Consider the following 25154-nt stretch of genomic DNA (forward strand, 5'->3'; position numbering starts at 1 on the left):
GACATGACGAATGACGAGAAAACACTCGACTATCTCAAGCGCCTCACCGCTGAGTTGCGTCAGACCCGTCAACGTCTGCACAACGTGGAGGCGGGGAGTCGGGAGCCGATCGCCGTCGTGGCGATGGGGTGTCGTTTCCCAGGAGGTGTGTCCTCGCCGGAGGAGTTGTGGCGGCTGGTCGTCTCGGGAGAGGACGGTATCTCCGAATTTCCCACGGATCGTGGTTGGGATGTTGCAGGGATCTATGACCCGGATCCCGACAAGTTGGGGAAGTGTTACGCGCGGGAGGGTGGTTTTCTGGCGGATGTCGCCTCGTTTGATGCGGCGTTCTTTGGGATCAGTCCGCGTGAAGCACTGGCGTTGGATCCGCAACAGCGGTTGTTGTTGGAGGTTTCCTGGGAGACGTTCGAGCGCGCCGGAATCGTTCCGTCCTCGCTGCGGGGAAGCCGGACCGGCGTCTTCACCGGCCTGATGGGACAGGACTACACCGCGCGTCTTCCTGGTGTACCGTCCGAGTTCGAGGGACAGCTGGAGATCGGGAGCGCGGGCAGCGTCGCGTCCGGACGGGTGGCGTACACCTTCGGCCTGGAAGGCCCTGCAGTCACAGTGGACACGGCGTGTTCCTCATCGTTGGTGGCACTGCACCTCGCGATGCAGGCACTGCGGAATGGGGAGTGCGACCTCGCGCTGGCCGGCGGTGCCACCTTGATGTCCAGCCCGTTGTCGTTGGTGGAGTTCAGCCGCCAGCGCGGCCTCTCACCGGACGGCCGGTGCAAGGCCTTCGCGGGTCAGGCCGATGGCACGGGCCTTGCCGAGGGCGTGGGTGTCGTCCTGCTGGTGCGGTTGTCGGACGCACGACGCCACGGCTACCCGGTTCTCGCGGTGGTCAGGGGAAGCGCGGTCAACCAGGACGGCGCGTCGAACGGGTTGACAGCCCCGAACGGTCCCTCGCAGCAGCGGGTGATCCGGGCGGCACTCGCGAGCGCTGGGCTGACGGGAGCCGACGTTGACGCGGTGGAGGCGCACGGCACAGGAACGAAGCTGGGCGATCCCATTGAGGCGCAGGCAATCCTAGCGACCTACGGACAGGACCGTTCGACCGACCAGCCGTTGTGGTTGGGGTCGTTGAAGTCGAACATCGGTCACACTCAGGCCGCCGCGGGCATCGCGGGCGTCATGAAGATGGTCATGGCCCTGCGCCACGGGACCCTGCCGCGGACCCTGCACATTGACACACCCACTTCGCACGTCAACTGGTCCTTGGGCGCGGTGGAGCTCCTGACCGAGTCCCGGATCTGGCCGGAGAACGGCCGCTCTCGACGGGCGGGGGTGTCCTCGTTCGGCATCAGCGGCACCAACGCCCACGTCATCCTCGAGGAGACCGACGAAGTCCCGACGGCGGACCACCGAGACGAGGACGCGGCACGGCCTCTGGTCCCGTGGGTGCTGTCAGCCAGGAATCCCGAGGCGTTGCGCGCACAGGCGGCTAGGTTGTGGGATCACGTATCCGTCCAACCCAACCTGTGTCCGGCTGATGTGGCGTATTCGCTGGCGACCACGCGCGAACCCCTGGAGCACCGGGCTGTCGTGGTTGGTCATGACCGGGACGAGCTGCTTCAGGGTGTGGCGGCGTTGGCGGGAGGTGAGCCCTGCGCGAGCCTGGTCGAGGGCGTGGCGCGTGATTCGGGGAAGACGGTCTTCGTGTTTCCCGGCCAGGGTTCGCAGTGGGCGGGAATGGCCGTGGAGCTGTGGAAGTCGTCCACTGTCTTCCGCGAGCGGATGGGAGCCTGCGCTGATGCTCTCGATCCACATGTCGACTGGTCACTGCGGGACGCGGTGTTTGCTCTGGACGGAGACCGGATGTGGGACCGCGTCGACGTGGTTCAGCCCGTGTTGTGGGCCGTGATGGTGTCGCTGGCCGAGTTGTGGCGGTCCTACGGACTGGAACCCGCTGCCGTGGTGGGACATTCGCAGGGCGAGATCGCCGCGGCATGTGTGGCTGGCGCGCTGTCGCTGGAGGATGGCGCGCGCATCGTGGCTCTACGGTCCCGGCTGGTGGCCGAGCGACTGTCCGCGCCGGGGGGGATGGTCTCGGTGGCGGCCCCCGTGGCGGAGGTCCGCGAACGGATCGAGCATTGGGCCGACCGGCTCGCCATCGCTGCGGTGAACGGACCCTCGTCCATCGTGGTCTCGGGAGAGCCGACGGCGCTGGACGAGCTTCTGACCTCCTGCGAACACGACGGGGTGCGGGCGCGGCGCATCGCAGTCGACTACGCCTCCCATTCCCCGCGCGTGGAGTTGCTCCGTGACGACCTTCTGATCGGGCTGGCGGGGATTCAGCCCCGCACCGGCGAGGTTCCGGTGTATTCGACGGTCACGGGCGGTGTCCTGACGGGCGACGAGCTGACTCCCGAGTATTGGTACCGCAACCTGCGGCAGACGGTGCGGCTCGTGGACGCGGTCGAGCGCCTCGCGGCCGACGGGCACGGGACCTTCGTGGAGTGCAGTCCCCACCCGGTGCTGACCCTTGGTGTCACGGAGACGCTGGACGATCTGGGCCACGACGCGCTCGTCGTGGGGACGCTGCGTCGGGACGAGGGCAGCCTGGACCGGTTCCTTTCCTCGGTGGGCGAGGTGTACGCGGGCGGTCGGGCGCCGGATTGGGAGAAGGTCTTCGCCGGCACCCACCCCCGTCGCGTGGCGCTGCCCACCTACGCCTTCCAACGGCAGCGCTACTGGCTGGACGCCGCGCTGGCGGTGGGGGACGTCGGGACGGCCGGGCTGAGCGCGCTCGACCATCCGTTGTGGGGCGCGGTCGCCGAGCTGCCCGACTCCGGGGGCGTCCTCCTCACCGGCCGCCTGTCCCGCGACACCCACCCCTGGCTGGTGGACCACGCGGTCGACGGCGTCGTCCTGCTGCCCGGGACGGCCTTCCTGGAACTAGCAATCCGGGCCGCCGACCAGGTGGGCTGCGACCGCGTGGTGGAACTGACACTGGAGGCCCCGCTGGTCCTGCCCGAGCGAGGTGGGGTCCACCTGCGGGCCGTCGTCGGCAAGGCCGATGAGGCCGGTGCTTGCCCAATGACCCTCCACTCGCGACCAGAGGATACGTCGGATCAGCCGTGGACCAGGCACGCCACCGGCTCCGTGGCCCCGACCCACCCGCCCGTCGGAGCCCCGCTGACCGAGTGGCCTCCGCCAGGCGCCGAACCCCTGGCAGTTGACCGGGTGTACGAAAAACTGGGGGAGCTGTCCCTGGAGTACGGCCCGTGGTTCCGGGGACTGCGAGCTGCCTGGCGTCGGGGAGACGACATCTTCGCCGAGGTCGCGCTCCCCGCGGAGGACGGGGAAGAGGGGTTCGTGATCCACCCGGCCCTGCTCGACGCCGCGGTCCACGCGGTGGTCCTCGGGCACTTCGTGAGCCTTGACGACGCGGACAACGGCCCCCGGCTTCCCTTCTCGTGGTCGGGCGTCGGCGTCCACGTGGTCGGCGCGACACAGCTCCGGGTTCGAATCAGCACAGCGGGCCCCGACGCCGTCGCACTGCAGGTGGCCGACGGAACCGGTGCTCCCGTCGCGTCCGTCGACTCGCTGGTGCTGCGTCCGGTGGCGCTCGACCAGCTGCGACCCACTACCCACGAAGTCGTGGATTCGTTGTTCGCCGTGGACTGGGTTCCGGTGCCGGTTGTTCCTCCCGGTCAGTCGGAGACGTGGGCTGCCCTCGACGGTACCAACGAGATCGTCTCCGGTATCGAGGCCGCCGGTGTCCGGGTACGGCGACATTCGGATCTCGCGGCGGTAACTGCGTCGGACGTCGTACCGGACGTGGTGCTAGTGGCGCTTCGGCCACGCCCCGGTGAACTGCCGGCGGCCACCCGGGATGCCGTCGCCCGGGCGTTGACGTTGGCACAGGACTGGATCGGCGACGACCCTCGCGCGTCGGCGCGCCTCGTCGTGGTGACCCAGGGCGCCGTCGCGGTGCACGACGGCGAGGCGGTCGACCCGGCGCTGGCCGCGGTGTGGGGCCTGTTGAGGTCCGCGCAGTCGGAGAACCCGGGCCGCCTCGTCCTGGTGGACTTGGACGAGCAGTCGTCGGCCGAGCTGATTCCCGCCGTCGTTGCCGGGGACGAGCCGCAGGTCGCCCTCCGGTCGGGTGCGGCGTTCGTCCCCCGGCTTGCACGAGCAACCACTAGCCACATCGAACCGGAGACGTTCGACAGCAGCAGCACCGTGCTGGTGACCGGCGCGTCAGGAGTGCTGGGCCGGGTCGTGGCCCGCCACTTGGTCGTGGAGCACGGTGTGCGGCACCTGTTGCTGGTGAGCCGACGCGGCGCGGACGCGGAAGGCGCCGCGGAGCTCGCCGAGCAGCTCGCGGAACTGGGTGCGTCGGCGCGCTGGGTCGCCTGCGACGTGGCGGATCGCACGGCCTTGGCCGAGGTGCTCGCCCAGGTATCACCGGAACATCCGTTGCGCGGCGTGGTGCACACCGCCGGCTTGTTGGACGACGCCGTGATCTCCGCTCTGTCGCCGGAACGAGTCGACCAGGTGTTCCGGCCGAAGGTGGACGCGGTGGTCAACCTGCATGAGCTGACCAAGGACGCGTATCTCTCGGCGTTCGTCATCTTCTCCTCGGCCGCGGGTACGTTCGGCAACCCCGGCCAGGGCAGCTACGCGGCAGCAAACGCCTTCCTCGACGCGTTCGCCGGTGTCCGGCGCTCGCGCGGGTTGCCGGCGCTGTCTCTGGCCTGGGGCCTGTGGGCGGAGACAAGTGCGATGACTGCCCAGATGTCGAGCACTGATCGCGACCGGATACACCGGTCCGGCATAACCGGTCTATCCACTGAGGACGGCATCTCCCTCCTGGACGCCAGCCTCGCCGCTGGCCTGCCCGTCGTCGTCCCGGTGCGGCTGGACCTCGCCGCCGTACGAGCCCGGGCAGCCACGGAGGGCGTTCCCGCGCTCCTGCGCGCCCTGGTGCGGCTACCGACGCGGCGCGCGACGGTCGTTGCCGGTGGCGTCTCCGCCCTGGGACAGCAGCTCGCCGAGCTTCCACCACAGGATCGTGCCGCGAAGGTCCTCGACGTGGTGCGGGCCCAGGTCGCGGCCGTGCTCGGTTTCGCGGGGCCGACGGTGGTCGACGCCGGGCGCGCGTTCAAGGAGCTGGGGTTCGACTCGCTCACCGCGGTCGAACTGCGGAATCGCCTGGCGAAGGTGACCGATCTGCGGCTGCCCGCCACGCTCGTCTTCGACCACCCCACGCCGCTCGGACTCGCCGAGCACCTCCTTGGTCAGCTGACGGGCCAACGCCAGCGGTCCCGGTCGGAGGTCCGCAGCGCGATCCCGGCCGATGAGCCGATCGCGATCGTGGGCATGGCCTGCCGCTTTCCGGGAGGCGTCACGTCGCCGGAGGACCTGTGGCGCCTGGTGGACCAGGGCGTGGACGCGATTTCCGGGTTCCCCACCGACCGTGGGTGGGACCTCGACGCCGGCGAGTACGTGACGGAAGGCGGATTTCTACGGGACGCCGCCGAGTTCGATCCCGAGTTCTTCGGGATCAGCCCGCGTGAGGCGGTGGCGATGGACCCCCAGCAGCGACTCCTGCTCGAGGTCTCTTGGGAGGTACTCGAGCGGGCGGGGCTGGACCCGACCCCCCTGCGTGGCAGCCGCACCGGAGTGTTCGCCAGCCTGATGTACCACGACTACGCCACGCGGCTCGCGACGGTTCCGGAAGGGGCCGCGGGCTACCTCGGCACCGGTGCGTCCGGCAGCGTCGCGTCCGGCCGTATCGCCTACACCTTCGGGTTCGAGGGGCCGGCCGTCACGGTGGACACTGCCTGTTCGTCATCACTGGTGGCTTTGCACATGGCGGCACAGGCGCTGCGGAGCGGGGACTGTGAGCTCGCCCTGGCGGGCGGTGTCACCGTGATGTGCACACCGACCGCCTTCTCCGAGTTCAGTTTGCAGGGCGGGATGGCCGCTGACGCACGCTGCAAACCGTTCGCCGCAGCGGCGGACGGCGCCGTGTGGGGAGAGGGTGTCGGCATAGTCCTGGTGGAACGACTGTCGGACGCACTCCACAAGGGACATCGCGTCCTCGCGGTGGTTCGTGGGTCAGCAGTCAACCAGGACGGTGCGAGCAACGGACTGACCGCGCCGAACGGTCCCTCCCAGGAACGCGTGATTCGGCAGGCGTTGGCGAGCGCACGACTCAGATCGTCCGATGTAGACGTTGTCGAGGCACACGGCACCGGAACCACGCTAGGCGACCCAATCGAGGCTCAGGCGTTGCTGGCGACCTATGGCCAGGAGCGCTCGGCGGACCAGCCGTTGTGGTTGGGCTCCGTCAAGTCGAACCTAGGTCACCCGCAGGCGGCGGCGGGAGTCGCGGGGGTCATCAAGATGGTCATGGCGATGCGACGCGGCGTGTTGCCGCGGACACTGCACGTGGACGCGCCATCGCCACACGTCGACTGGTCGTCGGGTGCGGTGGAGCTGCTGACCGAGGCGCGCCCGTGGCCGGAGACACGCCGGCCACGCCGAGCCGCGGTCTCGTCGTTTGGTATCAGTGGCACCAACGCGCACGTCATTCTGGAGCAGGCGCCCACGGCATCGGATATCATCGCCCCATCCGGCAGCCCGGATGTTCCCATGCCCAACAGCACGGTGCCATGGGTGATCTCGGCGAGTAACGAGGCGGCGTTGCGATCCCTGGCCGCACGGTTGAGGGAGCGCCTCAACGCTGACCCCCAGCTCGACCTGGCCGACGTCGCGTACTCGTTGGTGACGACCCGGGCTGAGCTGGAATATCGAGCGGTTGTGGTGGGCAGCGATCGGGACGGGCTGCACATGGGTCTGGCCGCTGTGGCAGAGGGGCGTGATGTCCCCACTGTGGTCGAGGGAGTGGCCGGTAATCCGGGGAAAACCGTGTTCGTGTTCCCAGGCCAGGGCGCCCAATGGATGGGAATGGCCGCTGAGCTATGGGAATCCTCGTCCCTGTTCCAGGAGCGGCTGCGGGAGTGTGCCGACGCTGTCGCCCCCTACGTCGACTGGCCCTTGGTGGATGTCGTTCGCGGCGATGTTCGGGACATCGGTATGGACCGCGTCGACGTGGTTCAGCCGGCGTTGTGGGCTGTGATGGTGTCGCTGGCCGAGTTGTGGCTGTCCTACGGGGTGGAACCTACCGTCGTGGTGGGACATTCACAGGGGGAGATCGCCGCAGCATGCGTGGCGGGTGCCCTGTCCCTGGAGGATGGTGCCCGTGTCGTCGCGTTGCGCAGCCAGGCCTTGGCGGCGATCGTGGGACGTGGTGGCATGGTCTCGCTGGCGGTGACGTCGGCGCGGGCTGAGGAACTGGTGGCTGCGTGGGATGGCCGAATCTCCGTCGCCGCAGTGAACGGTCCCCATTCCACAGTGGTGTCAGGTGATGCCTCAGCGTTGGATGAGCTACTGGCGTACTGCGAGGAAACCGGTGTCTGGGCTCGGCGAGTGCCGGTGGACTACGCCTCGCACTCCCCACACGTCGAAGCTGTGCGTGAGCGGATTTGCCGTGATTTGGGGGAAATTCGACCCCGGCCCGGTCGCTTCGCCTTCTACTCCACGGTGACGGGGCGGTTCGAGGACACGAGCAAACTGGACGTCGAGTACTGGTACAGGAACCTGCGGGAGACCGTCCGGTTCGAGCCTGCCCTGCGGGAGCTGGCCACCCAGGGCTTCGGCGCCTTCATCGAGGTAAGCCCCCATCCCGTGCTCACCATGGGGATGCAGGAGACCTTGGACGACCACGACCCCGCCACGCCGGCCGTAGTCGTGGGGTCGCTGCGCCGCGGCCAGGGCGATCTGGCCCGATTCCTCACCTCGACAGCCGAGGCGTTCGCGCGTGGTGTCTGCGTGGACTGGTCCCGGACGTGGGTCGGCCGCGCGCCCCGCGTCGTCGACCTGCCGACCTACCCGTTCCAGCGGCGGCGGTTCTGGCTGGACGCACCGGCTGAGGCGGGTGACGTGACCGCGGCGGGCCTGAACCGCCCGGACCACCCGCTGCTGGGGGCCAATATCGAGCTTGCGGACTCCCAGGGAATCGTTCTGACCGGCCGGTGGTCGCTCGACTCGCACCCGTGGCTGGCGGACCACGCCGTGCTGGGCACCGTGGTCGTGCCGGGTACGGCCTTCCTGGAGCTGGCGGCGCGGGCCGCTGCTGAGGTCGGCTGCGACCGGCTCGCGGAGCTGCTCCAGGAGGCGCCGCTGGTCCTGACGGAAGGCGGCTCGGTCCAGGTCCAGGTCCGGGTCGCACCGCCCGACGAGGACGGCAATCGTTCGCTGGGTGTGTACTCCCGACGGGAGGACACACCCGCGGAGGGCCCCTGGGAGTGTCATGCCCGCGGCGTGCTGGGCGCGGCAGAAGCGCTGACGCCACAGGACCTCGGCGGTGCCTGGCCACCCCCGGGCGCGGTTCCCGTCGACCTCACCGGCTTCTATGAGCGACTGGACGAGGTCGGCCTCCACTACGGCCCGACGTTCCGCGGGTTGCGTGCCGCGTGGCGTCTCGGCAACGAGGTCTTGGCCGAGGCCGTCCTGCCCGAGGACGCCCGCGCCGTCGCGGCCACCTACCAAGCCCATCCAGCACTACTCGACGCGGCTCTCCACTCCTGCCTCCTCCGGGATGAAGAGAAGGGGTCGGACCAGGTTCTCATGCCCTTCGCCTGGAACGACGTCTCCTTCCACGCCAACAGTGGCCCGGAGGTGCGGGTCCGCGTGTCAGCGGGCCACTCCGACGACGTGTCGGTTGTGGTGACGGACGCCGTGGGCTCTCCCGTGGTGAGCGTCCGGTCACTGGTGGCCCGCCCGGTCTCGGCTCACCAGCTACGCGGCCCTGACGACCACCGCGACTCCCTGTTCCACCTCACGTGGACCCCGCTGTCCACCAAGCCGTCTGCCTCCCCGGGCTGCTGGGCGGTGCTCGGGGCTGACACCCTCGGCCTTACCCCACCCGCGGGAAGCTTCCCGGACCTCCACGCCTTGCGCGCGGCGATCGAAGCCGGCGTCCCAACGCCCGACCTGGTGCTCGCACCACTTGGCGCCGAGCCCTACGATCGCCACGACCAGGCCGAACGGGCTCGGGCCTTGACCTGTCAGGCACTAGGTCTGCTGCAGACTTGGCTGGCCGACGACCGAGGGAACTCAACGCGACTGATCCTCGTAACCCGCGGCGCGGTGTCCACCTCCGACCAGGAGACCGTCGTGGATCCCGCTGTCGCCGCGGTGTGGGGCCTGGTCCGCTCGGCCCAGTCGGAGAACCCAGGCCAGATCGTGCTCGTGGACTTGGACGACCAGCCCGAGTCAACGGACGCCCTTCCCGCTGCGCTGCCCGCGGACGAACCCCAACTCGCCCTTCGCAGTGGCCAGATCCTGGTGCCCCGGCTGGAACGCACACCTGTGGCCAGGGACCACGCTCTGGAGTGGGATTCCCACGGCACGGTGCTGGTGACTGGAGCCTCGGGAACCCTGGGCCGCATCGTGGCCCGACACCTCGTCGCCACGCGCGGCGTGCGCCGTTTGCTGCTGGCGAGTCGGCATGGTGGTGAGACCGAGGATGCCGCAGAACTCGCCGCGGATCTGGCTGAGCTTGGCGCGACTGTGACGTGGGCGGCGTGCGACGTCAGTGATCGCGATGCGGTTGCTGCGTTGCTGGAGTCGGTGTCCGCGGAACACCCACTGACCGCAATCGTGCACGCGGCCGGTGTCCTAGACGATGGTGTGGTCCCGGCGCTATCGCCGGAGCGGATCGACCGGACGTTCCGACCCAAGGTGGACGCGGCGCTCCACCTCCACGAGCTGACCCGGAAGTCGGACCTCGCGTCCTTCGTGGTGTTCTCCTCGGCCGCAGCCACCCTGGGCGGCGCGGGCCAGGGGAACTACGCGGCGGCCAATGCCTTCCTGGACGCGCTGGTGCGGCGCCGTCGAACGGACGGCCTCCCCGCACAGTCATTGGCATGGGGACTGTGGGCCGAGACCAGCGGCATGACCGCAAGCCTCGGTCGGGCCGACGTGGCCAGAATGGCGCGTTCCGGGCTCCAGCCAATGTCCACAGAGGATGGTCTGACGCTCCTCGACTCGGCGCTCACCGTAGACGACCCGCTGCTGTTGCCCATGCGACTCGACACGTCCGCGCTTCGGGCACGTACCGACGCACTGCCACCGGTGTTGCGCGGGCTGGTTCGCGCCCCGGCACGACGAAGCGTCGGCAGGGGAGAGGAGGCCGCTACCCTGCGCCGCCGCCTGACCGCCCTGACCCCGGCCGAGCGGGACCGGCTGCTGCTCGACCTGGTGTGCGCCGAGACCGCCACCGTTCTCGGTTACCCAACCATGGCCGCGGTGGGGCGGGATCGCGCGTTCAAGGAGCTGGGTTTCGACTCGCTGACCGCCGTGGAACTCCGTAACCGGCTCAGCGGCGCCACCGGGCTCCGGCTGCCCGCGACGCTGGTCTTCGACCACCCCACCCCCGCCGCGCTGGCCGGGCAGCTGGGCGCCGAGCTGGCTCCCGGGGGTTCGGGACCCGACGTCGAGCAGGACATCGAGGGCGAGGTGCGGAACGCCCTGGCCGCCATCCCGTTGACCCGGCTCCGCGATGCCGGGCTGCTCGAGGCCCTGCTGGAGCTCGCGGGCCGTCCGACTGTGCCGTCAGAGCGAGACGAGGATGCCGGATCCGACTCGATCGACGAGATGGACGCCGAGGGCCTGCTCGCCATGGCCCTGAACAACGGAGCGTGCTCCGTGACGGAGGATCACGATGCCGACCAATGATGAGAAGCTTGTTGAGGCGCTGCGGGTCTCGCTCAAGGAGGTCGAGGCACTGCGCAGGCAAAACCGGGAGCTGGTGACCGCCTCCCGGGAGCCAGTCGCGGTCGTGGCAATGGGCTGTCGGTTCCCCGGGGGGGTACGTTCCCCGGAGGACCTGTGGCGACTGGTGGTGACCGGGACGGACGCGATCTCGGCCTTCCCCACGGACCGCGGTTGGGACGTCGAGGCCCTCTATGATCCGGACCCGGACCAGCCGGGCCGGACCTACGCCCTGGAGGGTGGCTTTGTCGACGGTGCTGCGGAGTTCGACGCAGACCTGTTCGGGATCAGCCCCCGCGAGGCCGCCGCGATGGACCCGCAGCAGCGGTTGCTGCTGGAGACCGCGTGGGAGACATTCGAGCGGGCGGGGGTGGGGCCCCTAGCCCTGCGGAGCCAGCCCGTCGGAGTCTTCGTCGGATCCGTTCTCATGACCACCGGCGGCGGGGTCGCGTCGACCGACGGAACGGAGGGCCACCAACTCACCGGCAGCGCCGCCAGCGTGATGTCGGGGCGCCTCGCGTACATGTTCGGCCTCGAGGGTCCTGCGGTCACTGTGGACACGGCGTGTTCGTCCTCGCTGGCGGCGGTGCACTTGGCCGTCCAGGCGTTGCGGCAGGGCGAGTGCAGCATGGCGTTGGCCGGCGGAGTGGCCGTGATGACGACGCCAGGAATCTTCGTCGAGTTCAGCCGGCAGCGCGGGCTGGCGCCCGACGGGCGGTGCAAGGCGTTCGCCGCGGCCGCGGACGGCACCGGGTGGGGTGAGGGCGTCGGCTTGGTCTTACTGGAGCGACTGTCCGACGCGCGCCGGAACGGGCACCCCGTACTGGCGGTCATCCGAGGCTCTGCGGTGAACCAAGACGGTGCGTCCAACGGCCTGACTGCACCGAACGGTCCGTCACAGCGGCGGGTTATCCGGCAGGCGTTGGCCACCGCCCGGTTGTCGGCGGACTTGGTCGACACCGTGGAGGCGCACGGTACCGGTACTCGACTGGGCGATCCGATCGAGGCACAGGCATTGTTGGCGACGTACGGCCAGAATCGTCCGGAGGACCGGCCGTTGTGGTTGGGTTCGGTCAAGTCGAACCTGGGTCACACGCAGGGCGCGGCGGGCATCGCCGGCTTGATCAAGATGGTCATGGCGATGCGTCATGGGGTACTTCCCACGACTCTGCACGTCGACGAGCCCTCGCCACACGTCGACTGGTCATCGGGCGCGGTTCGGTTGTTGACCGAGAACCGGGACTGGCCGGAGACCGGCCGCCCACGCCGAACGGGCGTGTCGTCATTCGGGATCAGCGGGACCAACGCGCACGTCATCCTGGAACAGGCACCACAGGACGACGACGCTAGTTCGGACGAAGTCGACGCGCTCACACCACCGGTGCGGGTGCCGTGGGTGGTCTCGGCACGGGGCGACCGGCCCCTGCGGGACCAGGCGAAACGGCTGTGCGCTCACGTCCAGGCGCGGCCGGAGCTGCGGCCGGTGGACGTCGGCTGGTCGCTGGTGACCTCCCGCGCGACGCTCGAACAGCGAGCCGTGGTGTGGGCGCCCGACCGGAACGGCCTCCTCGGGGGACTGACGGCGCTGAGCGAGGGGAGGCCCGCCCCGGGCGTGGCGCGGGGCTCGGCTACCGAGGGTCGGCTAGCGTTCCTCTTCTCCGGGCAGGGAAGCCAACGCGCGGGGATGGGGCACGAACTGGCCGCGACGTTCCCGGTCTTCGCCGAGGCACTCGACAGGGCGTGCGGGCACCTGGACCCGTACCTCGAACGACCACTGCGGCAGGTCCTTCACGCCGCCGAGGGAACACCGGAGGCCGGACTGCTGGAGCGGACGTCGTTCACGCAGGCCGGACTATTCGCCTACGAGGTGGGGTTGTTCCACCTGCTCACTCACTGGGGCCTCGCCCCGGATCTTCTTCTCGGCCACTCGGTCGGCGAGCTAGCGGCCGCACATGTCGCAGGCGTCCTGTCTCTCGAGGATGCGTGTGCGCTCGTCGCCGCGCGAGGTCGGTTGATGCAGGAGCTACCCGGCGAGGGCGCGATGGTCGCGGTGCAGGCGACCGAGGCGGAGGTCCTGGCGTTGGTGGAGGCGCGGGCGCACACGCTGTCGGTCGCTGCGGTGAACGGACCGACGTCGGTGGTGGTGTCGGGTGACGAGAGCGCGGTGCTGGAACTCGCCGAGCACTGGGAGAACGAGGGGCGGAGGACGAGGCGGCTCCGGGTGAGCCATGCGTTCCACTCTCCCCAGATGGACGGGATGCTCGAGGAGTTCGGTCGTGTCGCGGAGAAGCTGACCTTCCACCCGCCCCAGATCCCGATCGTCTCGAACATCACCGGGGAGCTTGCCACCGATGACCAGCTGTGCTCGCCGGAGTACTGGGTACGCCACGCCCGTGAGACCGTGCGTTTCCGGGAAGGGATGCGTCGGCTCGTGGCGGAGGGGATTCGCGCGTTTCTGGAGGTAGGGCCGTCCGGGGTACTCACGGCGATGGGCCAGGACTGCCTCACCGAGGAACCGGGAAGCGTTGGTGCGGTGCTGATTTCGGTGTCCCGGGCCGGTCGGCCAGAAGTTGACACGGCGCTCACCGGGGTTGCCGAGGCGTTCGTCCACGGTGTCCAGGTCGATTGGACCCGGTTCTTCGAGGGAGCCGGTGCCAGCCTGGTGGAACTACCGACCTACGCCTTCCAGCGCCAGCGTTTCCCCTGGGGCCAACTGGACGCGAGCACTGACGTGGCTGCGGCCGGCCTCGACGGGCTCGGGCATCCCCTGCTCGGTGCGTCCCTGGAGCTGGCGGACTCCCAGGGTCTCGCGCTGACTGGTCGGCTGTCCCGCCGGACGGACGGTTGGCTCGGAGACCACGCCGTGTTCGGCACCGTGCTCGTGCCCGGTACCGCCTTCGTCGAGATGGCGGTCCGGGCCGGTGCCGAGGTCGGGTGTCGCCGCCTCGTGGAGATGACCCAGGAGGCGCCGCTGGTCCTGCCGGACCGGGGTGCCGTGCAGCTCCAGGTACGGGTGGGGCTGGCCGGGGAACACGGCCAGCGCTCGCTGGGCGTGTACTCCCGGCCGGACGACGCTCCGGCGGACGAACTATGGATGTGCCACGCCCGCGGCGTGCTCGCGCCGGAGGCCGCCTTCCCCCCCGTCGGCCACACCGAGGTGTGGCCGCCCGCCGGGGCGGAGCCGATCGCGCTCGACGGGTTCTACGAGCAGCTGGCCGCCGTGGGCTTCGACTACGGTCCCACGTTCCGCGGCCTGCGTCGGGCGTGGCGGCTCGGCGAGGAGGTGTTCGCGGAGATCGCGCTCCCCGAAGTGGCGCGGGCCGGAGCCGCTCGGTACGGCATACACCCGGCGCTGCTCGATGCCTCGCTGCACGTGGGCCTTCTTCAGGGGAAAGGAACGGAGCAGTCGCGGGTGCGGGTTCCGTTCGGATGGAACGAGGTGTCCTTCCACGGCAGCGGCGAATCAACCCTGCGTGCGCGTCTGACCCCAGCGGGCGCGGACGCGGTGTCCCTGGTCGTGACGGATGAGAGCGGCGCCTTGGTGGCGTCGGTCGGGTCGTTGGTCACCCGTCCCGTCTCCGCGCACCAGTTGCGGGCCGCACGCACCCACGACTCCCTGTTCCACCTCACCTGGGCGGAGACCACGGTCCCATCGGCGCCGTCCTCGCCCACACGCTGCGTTGTGCTCGGAGACGACGACCTGGTGACCGACGTGCTCGAGGTCCCGGCAGCGTTCGCGGATACCGGTTCGCTCACGGCGGCGATCGACTCCGGCGAGCCCGTGCCGGACCTGGTTCTCCTCCCGTGCCGCAGCGACGGCGCTGGCAGTCGGGCCGACGCGGCGCGATCCCTGACCTGCCGCGTGCTCGACGTGCTCCAGACGTGGCTCGCGGACGCACGGTTCCATGCCTTGCGGTTGGCGGTGGTGACCTCTGGTGCGATGCCCGTCACCGACGACGAGAACGCCGCTGACCTGCCTGCCGCCGCGGTCTGGGGTTTGGTGCGCTCAGCGCAGTCGGAGAACCCGGGGCGGTTCGTGCTGGTCGACCTGGACGGGCATCCCGAGTCGACGACGGCTCTTCCGGCCGTGTTGCACGGGGACGAACCGCAACTCGCCCTCCGCTCCGGACGTGTGCTCGTGCCGAGGTTGGCTCGTGGTGCGACGGAAGGAACCCTGGTGCCCCCGCCGGGCATACGCGAGTGGCGGCTGGACCTGTCCGGCGGGGGCACGGTGGACGATCTAGTCCTCACCCCGTGCCCGGAGGTTGCCGAACCGTTGGCACCCGGGCAGGTGCGTGTCGCGGTGCGGGCGGCCGGGCTGAACTTCCGGGACGTCGTGCTTGCCCTGGGCATGGTGCCCGACCGACGGGCGTTGGGGGGCGAGATCGCGGGTGTGGTGACAGCGGTGGGACCGGACGTGACCGGCCTCGCCCCTGGTGACCCGGTGTTCGGTCTGGCTTCCGGCTCACTCGGCCCGGTCGCCGTCGCCGACCACCGCATGATCGCCCCGATTCCGGAGAGCTGGTCCTTCACGCAGGCCGCGTCCGTTCCCATCGCGTTCCTCACCGCCTACTACAGCCTGGTGGACCTAGCCGGCGTGTGCCCGGGGGAGACGGTGCTCGTCCATGCGGCAGCCGGCGGCGTCGGTATGGCTGCCGTGCAGCTCGCGCGGCATCTCGGCGCCGAGGTGTTCGCGACGGCAAGCCCCGCCAAGTGGGACACCGTGCGCTCGCTGGGCATCGACGACGAGCACCTCGCCTCTTCGCGTACCAGTGAGTTCGAGGAGCGGTTCCGTGCGACGAGCAGCGATCGCGGCGTCGACGTCGTGCTGAACTCCCTGGCCAAGGAACTGGTCGACGCGTCCTTGCGGCTGGTGCGCCCAGGCGGTCGGTTCGTCGAGATGGGGAAGACGGACATCCGGAACGCCGACGAGGTCGCGACCAAGCACGACGGTGTCATCTACCGCGCGTTCGACCTGATGGACGCCGGCCCCGAGCACATCGGCCGGATGCTGGCCGAGATCCTCGCGCTGTTCGAGCGAGGGGAGCTGCGGCTCATCCCAGTGACGGCGTGGGACGTCCGGCGTGCACCGGCGGCCCTTCGCTTCCTTGCCCAGGCCCGGCACGTAGGCAAGGTCGTCCTCACGATGCCCCCCGCGTGGGACCCCATGGGGACGGTCCTGGTGACCGGCGCCACCGGGCTGCTGGGTAGGGAGATGGCCCGACACCTGGTCCGGTCCCACGGGGTTCAGCATCTCGTCCTGGCTAGTCGTCGGGGACCGGACGCGGGCGGCATGGTCGAGCTGGAGGCGGAACTGACCGCCTTGGGCGCGACGACGATCCGCGTCTCGGCATGCGACGTGTCCGACCGGGCCGCGGTGGCGGAGTTGCTGGCGTCGGTGCCAGCCGAGCACCCGCTGACCGCCGTGGTGCACGCGGCAGGTGTGTTGGACGACGGTGTCCTGGAGTCGATGACGTCGGAGCGGGTCGACACGGTGTTTCGGGCCAAGGTCGACGGTGCTTGGCACCTCCACGAGTTGACGCGGGCCACGGAGCTGTCCGCGTTCGTCGTCTTCTCCTCGGCCGCCGGTACGCTCGGTGCCGCCGGCCAAGCGAACTACGCGGCCGCCAACGCCTTCCTCGACGGGCTGGCCCGTCACCGTCGGGACACCGGCCAGCCCGGCACGTCCCTGGCCTGGGGGCTGTGGGCCGCTACCGGTGGGATGGCGTCAGAACTGGGACAGGCCGACCTGAGCCGGGTGGGCCGCTCCGGCGTCGCCGGTCTGTCCGCCGAGGACGGCCTGGCGCTGTTCGACGCGGCGCTCGTCCTTGACCAGGCGGTCTCGTTGCCGATGCGGCTCGACCCGAGAGCCCTGCGTCCCGCGGCCGAGGACGGGTCCCTGCCTGCCCTACTGCGGGGCTTGGTCCACGTTCCGGCGACGGAGGCGGGACTGGCTGCGGCGGCGGACGCGTTGCGAGGGCGCCTGGTCTCCCTCGCGCCCGAGGAACGGCACCAGGTCGTGCTGGAGCTGGTGCGCGGCCAGGTGGCCACCGTCCTCGGGCACGTGACGTCGGAGACCGTGGAACCCCAGCGGACGTTCAAGGACCTCGGGTTCGACTCGCTCACCGCGGTGGAGTTGCGGAACCGCCTGGGCTCCGCGACGGGGCTGACTTTGCCCACCACGCTGGTGTTCGACTACCCGACGCCCGCCGCCCTGGCGGACCACGTCGAGCCGGCGCTCCTGGCCGACCTGGGCTCGCCGGTCGACCCCCTCCTTGCCCGCCTCGACGACTGGGAGGCGGGGCTCGCCGCGACGCCGTTGGACGACGCCGGGTGGGAGCGGGTGGTAGCCCGACTGCGCTCGCTCGCTACGAAATGGGGAGAGGGAGGCCGCGGACGGGACGACGGGACGACCGTCGTCAACGAACTCGACTCGGCGACCGACGAGGAAGTCATCGACTTCATCAGCAAGGAGTTCGGCATCTCCTGACCCGCGTCGCACCCACGAACCCCGGCGGACGTCGACGGCTTCTCAACAAGGTGGTTTTAGATGGTGACGGACGACAAGATTCGCTACTTCCTCAAGCGCGTGACCGCCGACCTGCACGAGACGCGTGACCGCCTGCGGGAGCTGGAGGCAGCTGTCGGAGAACCGATCGCGGTTGTGGCGATGGGATGTCGCTTCCCGGGAGGCGTGTCCTCGCCGGAGGACCTGTGGCGCCTGGCCGTCTCCGGGGAGGACGCGATCTCGCCGTTTCCCGCGGACCGTGGCTGGCCCGTGGGCGATCTTTACGACCCGGACCCGGACCGGTTCGGGAAGTGCTATGCGCGAGAGGGTGGTTTTCTCGCCGACGTGGCGTCGTTCGATGCGGGCTTCTTCGGCGTGAGCCCGCGGGAGGCGTTGGCGTTGGACCCCCAACAGCGGTTGCTGTTGGAGGTGTCCTGGGAGACGTTCGAGCGTGCCGGTATCGCACCCTCCTCCCTGCGGGGAAGCCGGACCGGTGTCTTCGTCGGGACCAGCAGCCAGGAATACGCGCTCCTTGTGCGGAGTTCTCCGGAGAACTTCGAGGGCTACTCGACGGGCTTTCTCGCCAGTGTGATGTCCGGCCGGCTCGCCTACACGTTCGGCCTCGAAGGTCCCGCTGTCACAGTGGACACGGCGTGTTCCTCGTCCTTGGTGGCACTGCATCAGGCCGTGCATGCGTTGCGTACCGACGAATGCGGCATGGCTCTCGCCGGCGGAGCGGCCGTGATGTCCACACCGAGCATGTTCGTCGAGTTCAGCCGGCAGCGTGGACTGGCCCCGGACGGACGTTGCAAGGCGTTCGCCGCCGCTGCGGACGGCACCGGGTGGGGCGAGGGGGTCGGCCTGGTCCTGTTGGAGCGGTTGTCCGACGCGCGTCGAAACGGGCACCATGTGCTGGCGGTCATTCGTGGTTCCGCCGTGAACCAGGATGGCGCGTCCAACGGGCTGACCGCGCCGAATGGTCCGTCACAGCAGCGCGTGATTCGTGCGGCACTGGCGAACGCGAGGCTAGGACTGTCCGATGTGGATGCTGTCGAGGCCCACGGGACCGGAACGACGTTGGGGGATCCGATCGAGGCCCAGGCCCTCCTCGCCACCTACGGCCAGGACCGTGTGGCAGGACAACCGCTATGGCTGGGGTCGTTGAAATCGAACATCGGCCACACCCAGGCGGCCGCGGGTGTCGCCGGAGTGATCAAGATGGTCATGGCAATGCGCCAGGGTGTCCTGCCACCCACCCTGCACGTTGACGCCCCAACCCCGCACGTGGACTGGTCCGCGGGTGCGGTGGAGCTGCTGACCGAGGTACGGGACTGGCCGCGGATCGGAAGGCCGCGGCGGGCCGGGGTGTCGTCGTTCGGGATCAGTGGCACCAACGCCCACCTGATCCTGGAGCACGCGGAGCGGGACGAGTCTCCCGCTGTGGAGCCGGCCGCACCAGTGCTGATCAGCACCACCACCGAAGGCGACCACCAAGAAAGATCAACCCCGCTACCGTGGGTGGTCTCTGCGAGGAACGATCGAGGGCTCCGGGCACAGGCGGCCAGGCTGCGCGACCATGTTCTCGCCCACCCGGAGCTGTCCCCGCCCGACATTGGTCACTCCCTGCGGGCGTCGCGAACCCTGTTCGACCACCGCGCCGTCGTGCTGGCCCGGGACCGGGACGAGTTCGTCGCCGGGCTCGACGCCCTGGCCGAGGGGAGAGGGGCCCCGGGCGTGGTGGAGGGCGTCGCCGGGGAACCAGGGAAGCCGGTGTTCGTGTTCCCCGGACAGGGTGCCCAGTGGGCGGGAATGGCCGCGGAGCTGTGCCGCGACTCCGAGATCTTCCGGAACCAGCTGCGCGACTGTGCCGAAGCTCTGGAACCCCATGTCGACTGGTCGCTCCTCGACGTGGTGTGCGGTGCTGACGGGGTCTTCTCCCTGGACCGCGTCGACGTGGTCCAGCCCGCGTTGTGGGCCATGATGATCTCGCTCGCCGAATTGTGGCGGTCCTACGGCGTCGAACCCGGGGCCGTGGTCGGCCACTCCCAGGGCGAGATCGCCGCCGCGTGCGTCGCGGGCGCGCTGTCGCTCGAGGACGGGGCGCGGATGGTGGCACTGCGGTCCCGGCTCGTTGCCCAGCACCTGTCCGGTAAGGGCGGCATGGCGTTCCTCGCCCTTCCAGCGGACCAGGCGCGCGACTGGCTTTCGCCGTGGGAGACACGTCTCGGTGTCGCGGCGGTCAACGCGCCCTCGTCCGTCGTGATCTCGGGCGACCCCGACGCGCTGGACGAACTCCTCGTCGCCGCCGAAGGGGACGGGGTTCGGGCGATCCGCGTCGCGGTGGACTACGCGTCCCACTCGGCACAGGTCGAAACCCTGGAAGCCGAACTGCTCGCGGCACTCGCGGGCGTCACGCCTCGGGCGCCCACGATCCCGTTCTTCTCCACGGTGACCGGCAACCTGGTCGACACCTCGAAGCTCGACGCCGCCTACTGGTACCAGAATCTGCGCGACACAGTCCGCTTCGAACCCACCGTGCGCGAACTCCTGGCGGCAGGATACCGAACCTACGTGGAGGTGAGTCCGCACCCGGTTCTCGCGGTGTCGGTGCAGGAAACCCTGGAAAGTGCCGCGGCGGAGGGCCTGGTGCTGACCTCGCTTCGGCGGGGCGAAGGACACCTTCGACGCTTCCTCACGTCCGTCTCGGAAGCTCATGTGCGTGGAATGCGGGTGGACTGGTCGTCCCACATCGGACCGGACCGGCGTCGCGTGGCGCTCCCGACATACGCGTTCCAGCGTCAGCGTTACTGGCTGGATGCACAACCGATGGCCCCCGTGTGGGAAGGCGACGAGAGCGCGTCCTCGTTGTTCCTGCAGCGCTTGGTCGAACTCCCCGAGAGCGAGCGGGCCCATGTGGTGCTGGAGACGGTGTGCGAGCATGCCGGTGCGGTCCTGTACCGCACCTCCCCGGCGGACATCGATACCACGACGGTCTTCACCGATCTCGGGTTCGTCTCGATGACGGCGATGGAGCTGCGCAACCGGCTCAGCGCCGTCACCGGCGTCCGGCTCTCGCCGACAGTGGTCTTCGACTACCCGACCCCCGAGAAGCTGTCCGCGCACCTGCTGGCTCGGCTGACTGGTGCCCACGACCAGAGCACCGAACCGGTGACGGCGGTGTTCACCGCCGACGAGCCGATCGCGATCGTCGCGATGAGCTGCCGGTACGCGGGCGACGTGACCTCCCCGGAGGAGCTGTGGGACATGGTCGCCGCTGGGCGGGACGCGATCTCGTCCGTCCCGACCAACCGTGGCTGGGACGTCGAGAACCTGTACGACCCGAACCCGGGTCGGCCGGGCCGGACGTACGTCCGGCGGGGCGGCTTCCTCCGAGACGCCGACCAGTTCGACCCCCTCCTGTTCGGGATCAGCCCGCGCGAGGCGCTGGCGATGGACCCGCAACAGCGCCTTCTCCTCGAGACGTCGTGGGAGGTGTTCGAGCGGGCGGGGGTGGCGCCTGACTCGATCCGCGGCAGCCGGACCGGAGTCTTCGTGGGGATCAGCGGTCAGGACTACGCGTGGTTGCTGACCACGACACCGGAGGGCGGCGAGGGCCACCTGATGACCGGGACCTCGACGAGTGTCGCCTCGGGTCGGCTCGCCTACCTGTTTGGCCTGGAGGGGCCGGCGGTGACCGTCGACACCGCGTGCTCCTCGTCCCTGGTCGCCCTCCACCTGGCCGTGCAGGCCCTGCGGCAGGGCGACTGCGCGGCCGCCCTCGTGGCGGGAGCCACGGTGCTGTCGACCCCAGGGGCGTTCGTCGAGTTCAGCCAGCAGCGCGCGCTGGCACCAGACGGGCGGTGCAAGGCGTTCGCCGCGGCTGCCGACGGCACCGGGTGGGGTGAGGGGGTGGGGGTGCTCCTGGTGGAACCGCTGTCGGCGGCCCGCCGCCACGGTCACCCGGTCCTGGCCCTGGTCCGCGGCACCGCGATCAACCAGGACGGGGCGAGCAACGGTCTGTCCGCACCCAACGGGCTGGCCCAGCAGCGCGTCATCCGGCAGGCGCTGACCAACGCCGGCCTCACCACCCGGGACGTGGACGCCGTCGAGGCCCATGGGACGGGCACCACCCTTGGTGACCCCATCGAGGCGGAGGCCCTGCTGGCCACGTACGGCCAGGGCCGGCCGGCTCATCGTCCACTGTGGTTGGGGTCGCTGAAGTCGAACATCGGCCACACCGCGGCGGCGGCCGGGGTGGGTGGCGTGATCAAGATGGTCATGGCGATGCGTCGGGGCGTGTTGCCGAAGACCCTGCACGTGGACGAGCCCACCCCGCACGTGGACTGGTCCTCGGGCGCGGTGGAGCTGTTGACCGAGACCGGGGAGTGGCCGGACACCGGTCGCCCGCGCCGGGCCGGGGTCTCGTCCTTCGGGATCAGCGGGACCAACGCGCACGTGGTGCTGGAACAGGTGCCGGACGAGACCGTCAGCGCGGATAATGGGGTGGCGCGGACGACGGACTCCGCGCCACCCCTGGCCACTCTTCCTGCGGTGCCATGGGTGTTGTCGGGCAGGACCCGGAAGGCCTTGCGGGCGCAGGCGGACCGGATACGGCAATACGTCGAGGAACGCCCTGACCTCGCGCCGGCCGACGTCGCGCGCTCGTTGGCGACCGCCAGGGCCGGACTGGAACACCGCGCCGTCGTGGTCGGTCGGGATCGCAACGATCTCCTGGCGGCGCTGTCCCTGCTGGCGGAGGACGGTTCCGCGCCGAACCTGGTCCGTGGCACGACCCGCACTCGTGGCAGGGTGGCATTCCTGTTCTCCGGCCAAGTTGGTCCACGGGCAGGGCTGGGACGGGAACTCTACGACCAGGTGCCGGCCTTCGTGTCAGCCCTGGACGAGGTGTGCGCCGCGTTCGATGCCCAGCTGGACCTGAACCTCGGCGAGGTACTGGCTGCCGAGGACGGTTCCGTGGAGGACCTGCTGGTGGACCCGGTCCTCAGACAGGCCGCACTCTTCGCTAAGGAAACGGCACTATACCGGCTGCTGGGATACTGGGGAGTTCGGCCCAGCTTCCTTCTCGGCTACTCCGTCGGTGAGCTGACCGCGGCGCACAACGCGGGCGTGTTGTCACTGGCCGACGCGGCCGCGCTCGTCGTTGCTATGGGACGGCTGGGACGGGGATTCCCGGCCGATGTGGCGACGACATCGCCTGACTGTGAGGAGGGACTGCACCCCCAACTCGACGACATCCGCCGTATCGCCCAGGAGCTGACGTTCCGTCCACCGGCGATTCCCCTTGTCTCCGGCCTGACTGGCCGTCCCGTGCCGGGGGAGGAGATCGGTTCCCCGGAGTACTGGGTGCGGCTCGCACGGGAGGTCGCCACGCCCGCCAACGGCTTGCAGTGGCTCGTGTCCGAAGGTGTTCGTGACTACCTCCAGATCGGCTCGGACAGCGCACTGGCAGGGATCGGCCAACACTGCCGCGCGGGTGTGGTGAGCGAGGACGACATTGCGCTGGTGCCAGCCCTCCACGGGGATGGATCCGAGGTGAACGCGCTCCTCTCCGCGTTGGCCCACCTTCATGTCAGGGGCGTCACGGTGGACTGGGCGAGGATGCTCGTCGACTGCGGCGCGCGGCCAGTGGAGCTGCCCACGTACGCGTTCCAGCGCCAGCGGTACTGGCCCGAGGTGACCGGACTGTCGGCTCGGCATCCGGACCAGTGCGGCCCCGGTCGCGCGGTCGCACGTGCGGAACGGGGCCGCGAGTTTCGGGAGCGCCTGGCCGGGGCGACTGAGGAGGAGCGGGAGCAGCTCGTCGCCACGCTGGTCCGCACGCACGTCGCGGGGGCGCTCAGGTTGGGTGACGCGGACTCCCTCGAGGACGAGCTGACCCTTCCCGAACTGGGTTTCGACTCGCTGACCGCGGTGGAGTTGCGGAACCGGCTCGGGGCGGACCTCGGGCTCCGCCTCTCGCCGGCCATCGTCTTCCAGTATCCGACCGTCACCGCGCTGAGGCGGCACCTGGTCGAGCAGTGGGAAACGGCGGGTTCCACCGGCGAACGACACACGGAATCCGACGACACCACCGGGGCGCAGGTCACCCTCGGACCCCTTCTCACCCGCGCCAGCGAACTGGGCCGGACCGAGGAGTTCCAACAGCTTCTCCACCGCGTCGCGGAATTCCGCCCCACCTTCGACTCGTCCCCGGAGCATCCCCACACTCCTCCTCCGGTCCGTCTCTCCCGTGGCTCCGCCATCGCGAGCCTGATCTGCTTTCCAACGTTCGCCGGCAGGTCGGGGGCGCATCAGTACGCCCGTCTCGCGGCCGGGTCGCGAGGCGAGCGGGACGTCTGGGTTCTTCCGGCACCTGGCTTCACGTGGCAGGAAACGCTCCCGGCGTCCGTCGACGCCCTGGCGAGCCGCCAGGCGTACGGCGTCGAACAGTGCGCTGACGGCAAACCCGTCGTCCTGCTCGGATACTCGGCGGGCGGATGGATCGCCCATGCCACCGCGGCCGCTCTCGAAGCGCGTGGGGCTGGCCCCAGCGCCGTTGTGCTCCTGGACAGTTACTGGCCGGACAGCGAGATGCTTCCGCACATCCACGCCCAGATCGACAGAGCTCGGACGACAGGGGCACCGAACGCTCTCTGGACCGAGGAGCCCTGGGACGACGCCTGTCTCACCGCCATGGCACGGTACGCCCAGCTGTTCCATGCCTGGAGCCCGGAAGAAATCAGCGCGCCCACCCTGCTCGTTCGTGCTTCGGAACCGGCCTTCGACGAGGTACTGGACAATTGGCGGCCGAGGTGGCATCTCCCGCACACAGCCGTCGACGCGGCCGGAACCCACTTCACGATCATCCGTGAGCACAGCGAGTCCGCGATGCGCTCGGTACGCGACTGGCTCAGCGGTCTTTTCTGAGGACAAGACATCGCAACACGACAGGAGAAAAGATGACGTCCTTCCACGCACGCGACAGGGAGCCCCTCGACCAGTCCGTCATCGACGGTCAGGCCGCGTACACGAAGCAGTCCCTGAACCTCTATGACTTCGCGGTGTTCCGTGGTACCGCGCCCTTCTTCTGGCGCTGCCCACCGGCGGTCTCCCGGCGGTTGTACGACACCAGCGTGGGCGCGCACCACCTGGAGATCGGCGTGGGCAGCGGCTACCTCCTTGACCACGCACACTTCCCAGTGACCGATCCACGGGTTACGCTCGTCGACCTCAGCCCCCACTCCCTTGCCCACACGGCACATCGCCTCCGGCGGTACCAGGTCAACATCGTCCGGGCGAACGTCCTGGATCCCCTGCCGGTGCCACGAAAGTCCTATGACTCGGTTGGCATGAGCTATCTGTTGCACTGTGTACCGGGAAGCCTCCGGGAGAAGGGAATCGCCTTGGCCCACGCCGCGGCCGCGGTCCGCCCCGGTGGGATTGTCTTCGGTGCCACGGTGTTGTCGGCCGGTGTCCCTGTAACCTTCGCCGCCCGACAGATGATGCGACTGCTCAACAAGAAGGGTGTCTTCCACAACGAGCGCGACACTCTCGACGACCTTCGCGACCAACTCGAACAGCACTTCGTCCGCCACGAGCTGTCCGTCCGCGGCTGCGTGGGCCTCTTCCGAGCCTGGACAGCCTCCGGAGAGAACACCTGACGCGGGGACAAAGCGGTGCGGCCCGAGACTCACGACCGCCGAAGCCGCACCGCGCCCCAGCCTCGCCGACTCCTCGTGCTCGCCCCTCGTTACCTTCTTTTGTGGCCCCAGGTTGGGGCTGTCAGGCCACCGGTCCCGGCATGACTGAGTCC

At 69.7% G+C, this 25154-nt stretch carries 3 protein-coding genes and 2 pseudogenes; all 5 read left to right on the plus strand.

Translation table 11 applies throughout. The annotated features are described in order from the left end of the window. Positions 1 to 3: 3 nt before the first annotated feature. The 5 genes and pseudogenes from IEY55_RS25520 to IEY55_RS25535 all read left to right on the plus strand — a co-directional run bounded on the left by IEY55_RS25520 (position 4) and on the right by IEY55_RS25535 (position 25002). Positions 4 to 10797, plus strand: coding sequence for a type I polyketide synthase (locus IEY55_RS25520; protein WP_189061093.1), 10794 nt, complete (start codon positions 4 to 6; stop codon positions 10795 to 10797). Further along, positions 10784 to 17323: a type I polyketide synthase gene (locus IEY55_RS25525; protein WP_189061094.1), complete on the plus strand. Its 6540-nt coding sequence runs from the start codon at positions 10784 to 10786 to the stop codon at positions 17321 to 17323. Before IEY55_RS25520 ends, IEY55_RS25525 begins: the two co-directional genes overlap by 14 nt. A gap of 60 nt (positions 17324 to 17383) precedes the next feature. Beyond that, a pseudogene (locus IEY55_RS33255) lies at positions 17384 to 17434 on the plus strand (hypothetical protein); the annotation flags it as partial. Beyond that, a pseudogene (locus tag IEY55_RS25530) lies at positions 17429 to 24238 on the plus strand (type I polyketide synthase); the annotation flags it as partial. The pseudogenes IEY55_RS33255 and IEY55_RS25530, both read left to right, overlap by 6 nt. A gap of 62 nt (positions 24239 to 24300) precedes the next feature. After that, on the plus strand, positions 24301 to 25002 hold the full coding sequence (locus IEY55_RS25535; protein ID WP_189061096.1) for a class I SAM-dependent methyltransferase: 702 nt from the start codon (positions 24301 to 24303) through the stop codon (positions 25000 to 25002). The last annotated feature ends 152 nt before the right edge of the window (positions 25003 to 25154 follow it).

This window comes from Longimycelium tulufanense (genome assembly GCF_014645795.1).
GTDB lineage: Bacteria > Actinomycetota > Actinomycetes > Mycobacteriales > Pseudonocardiaceae > Longimycelium > Longimycelium tulufanense.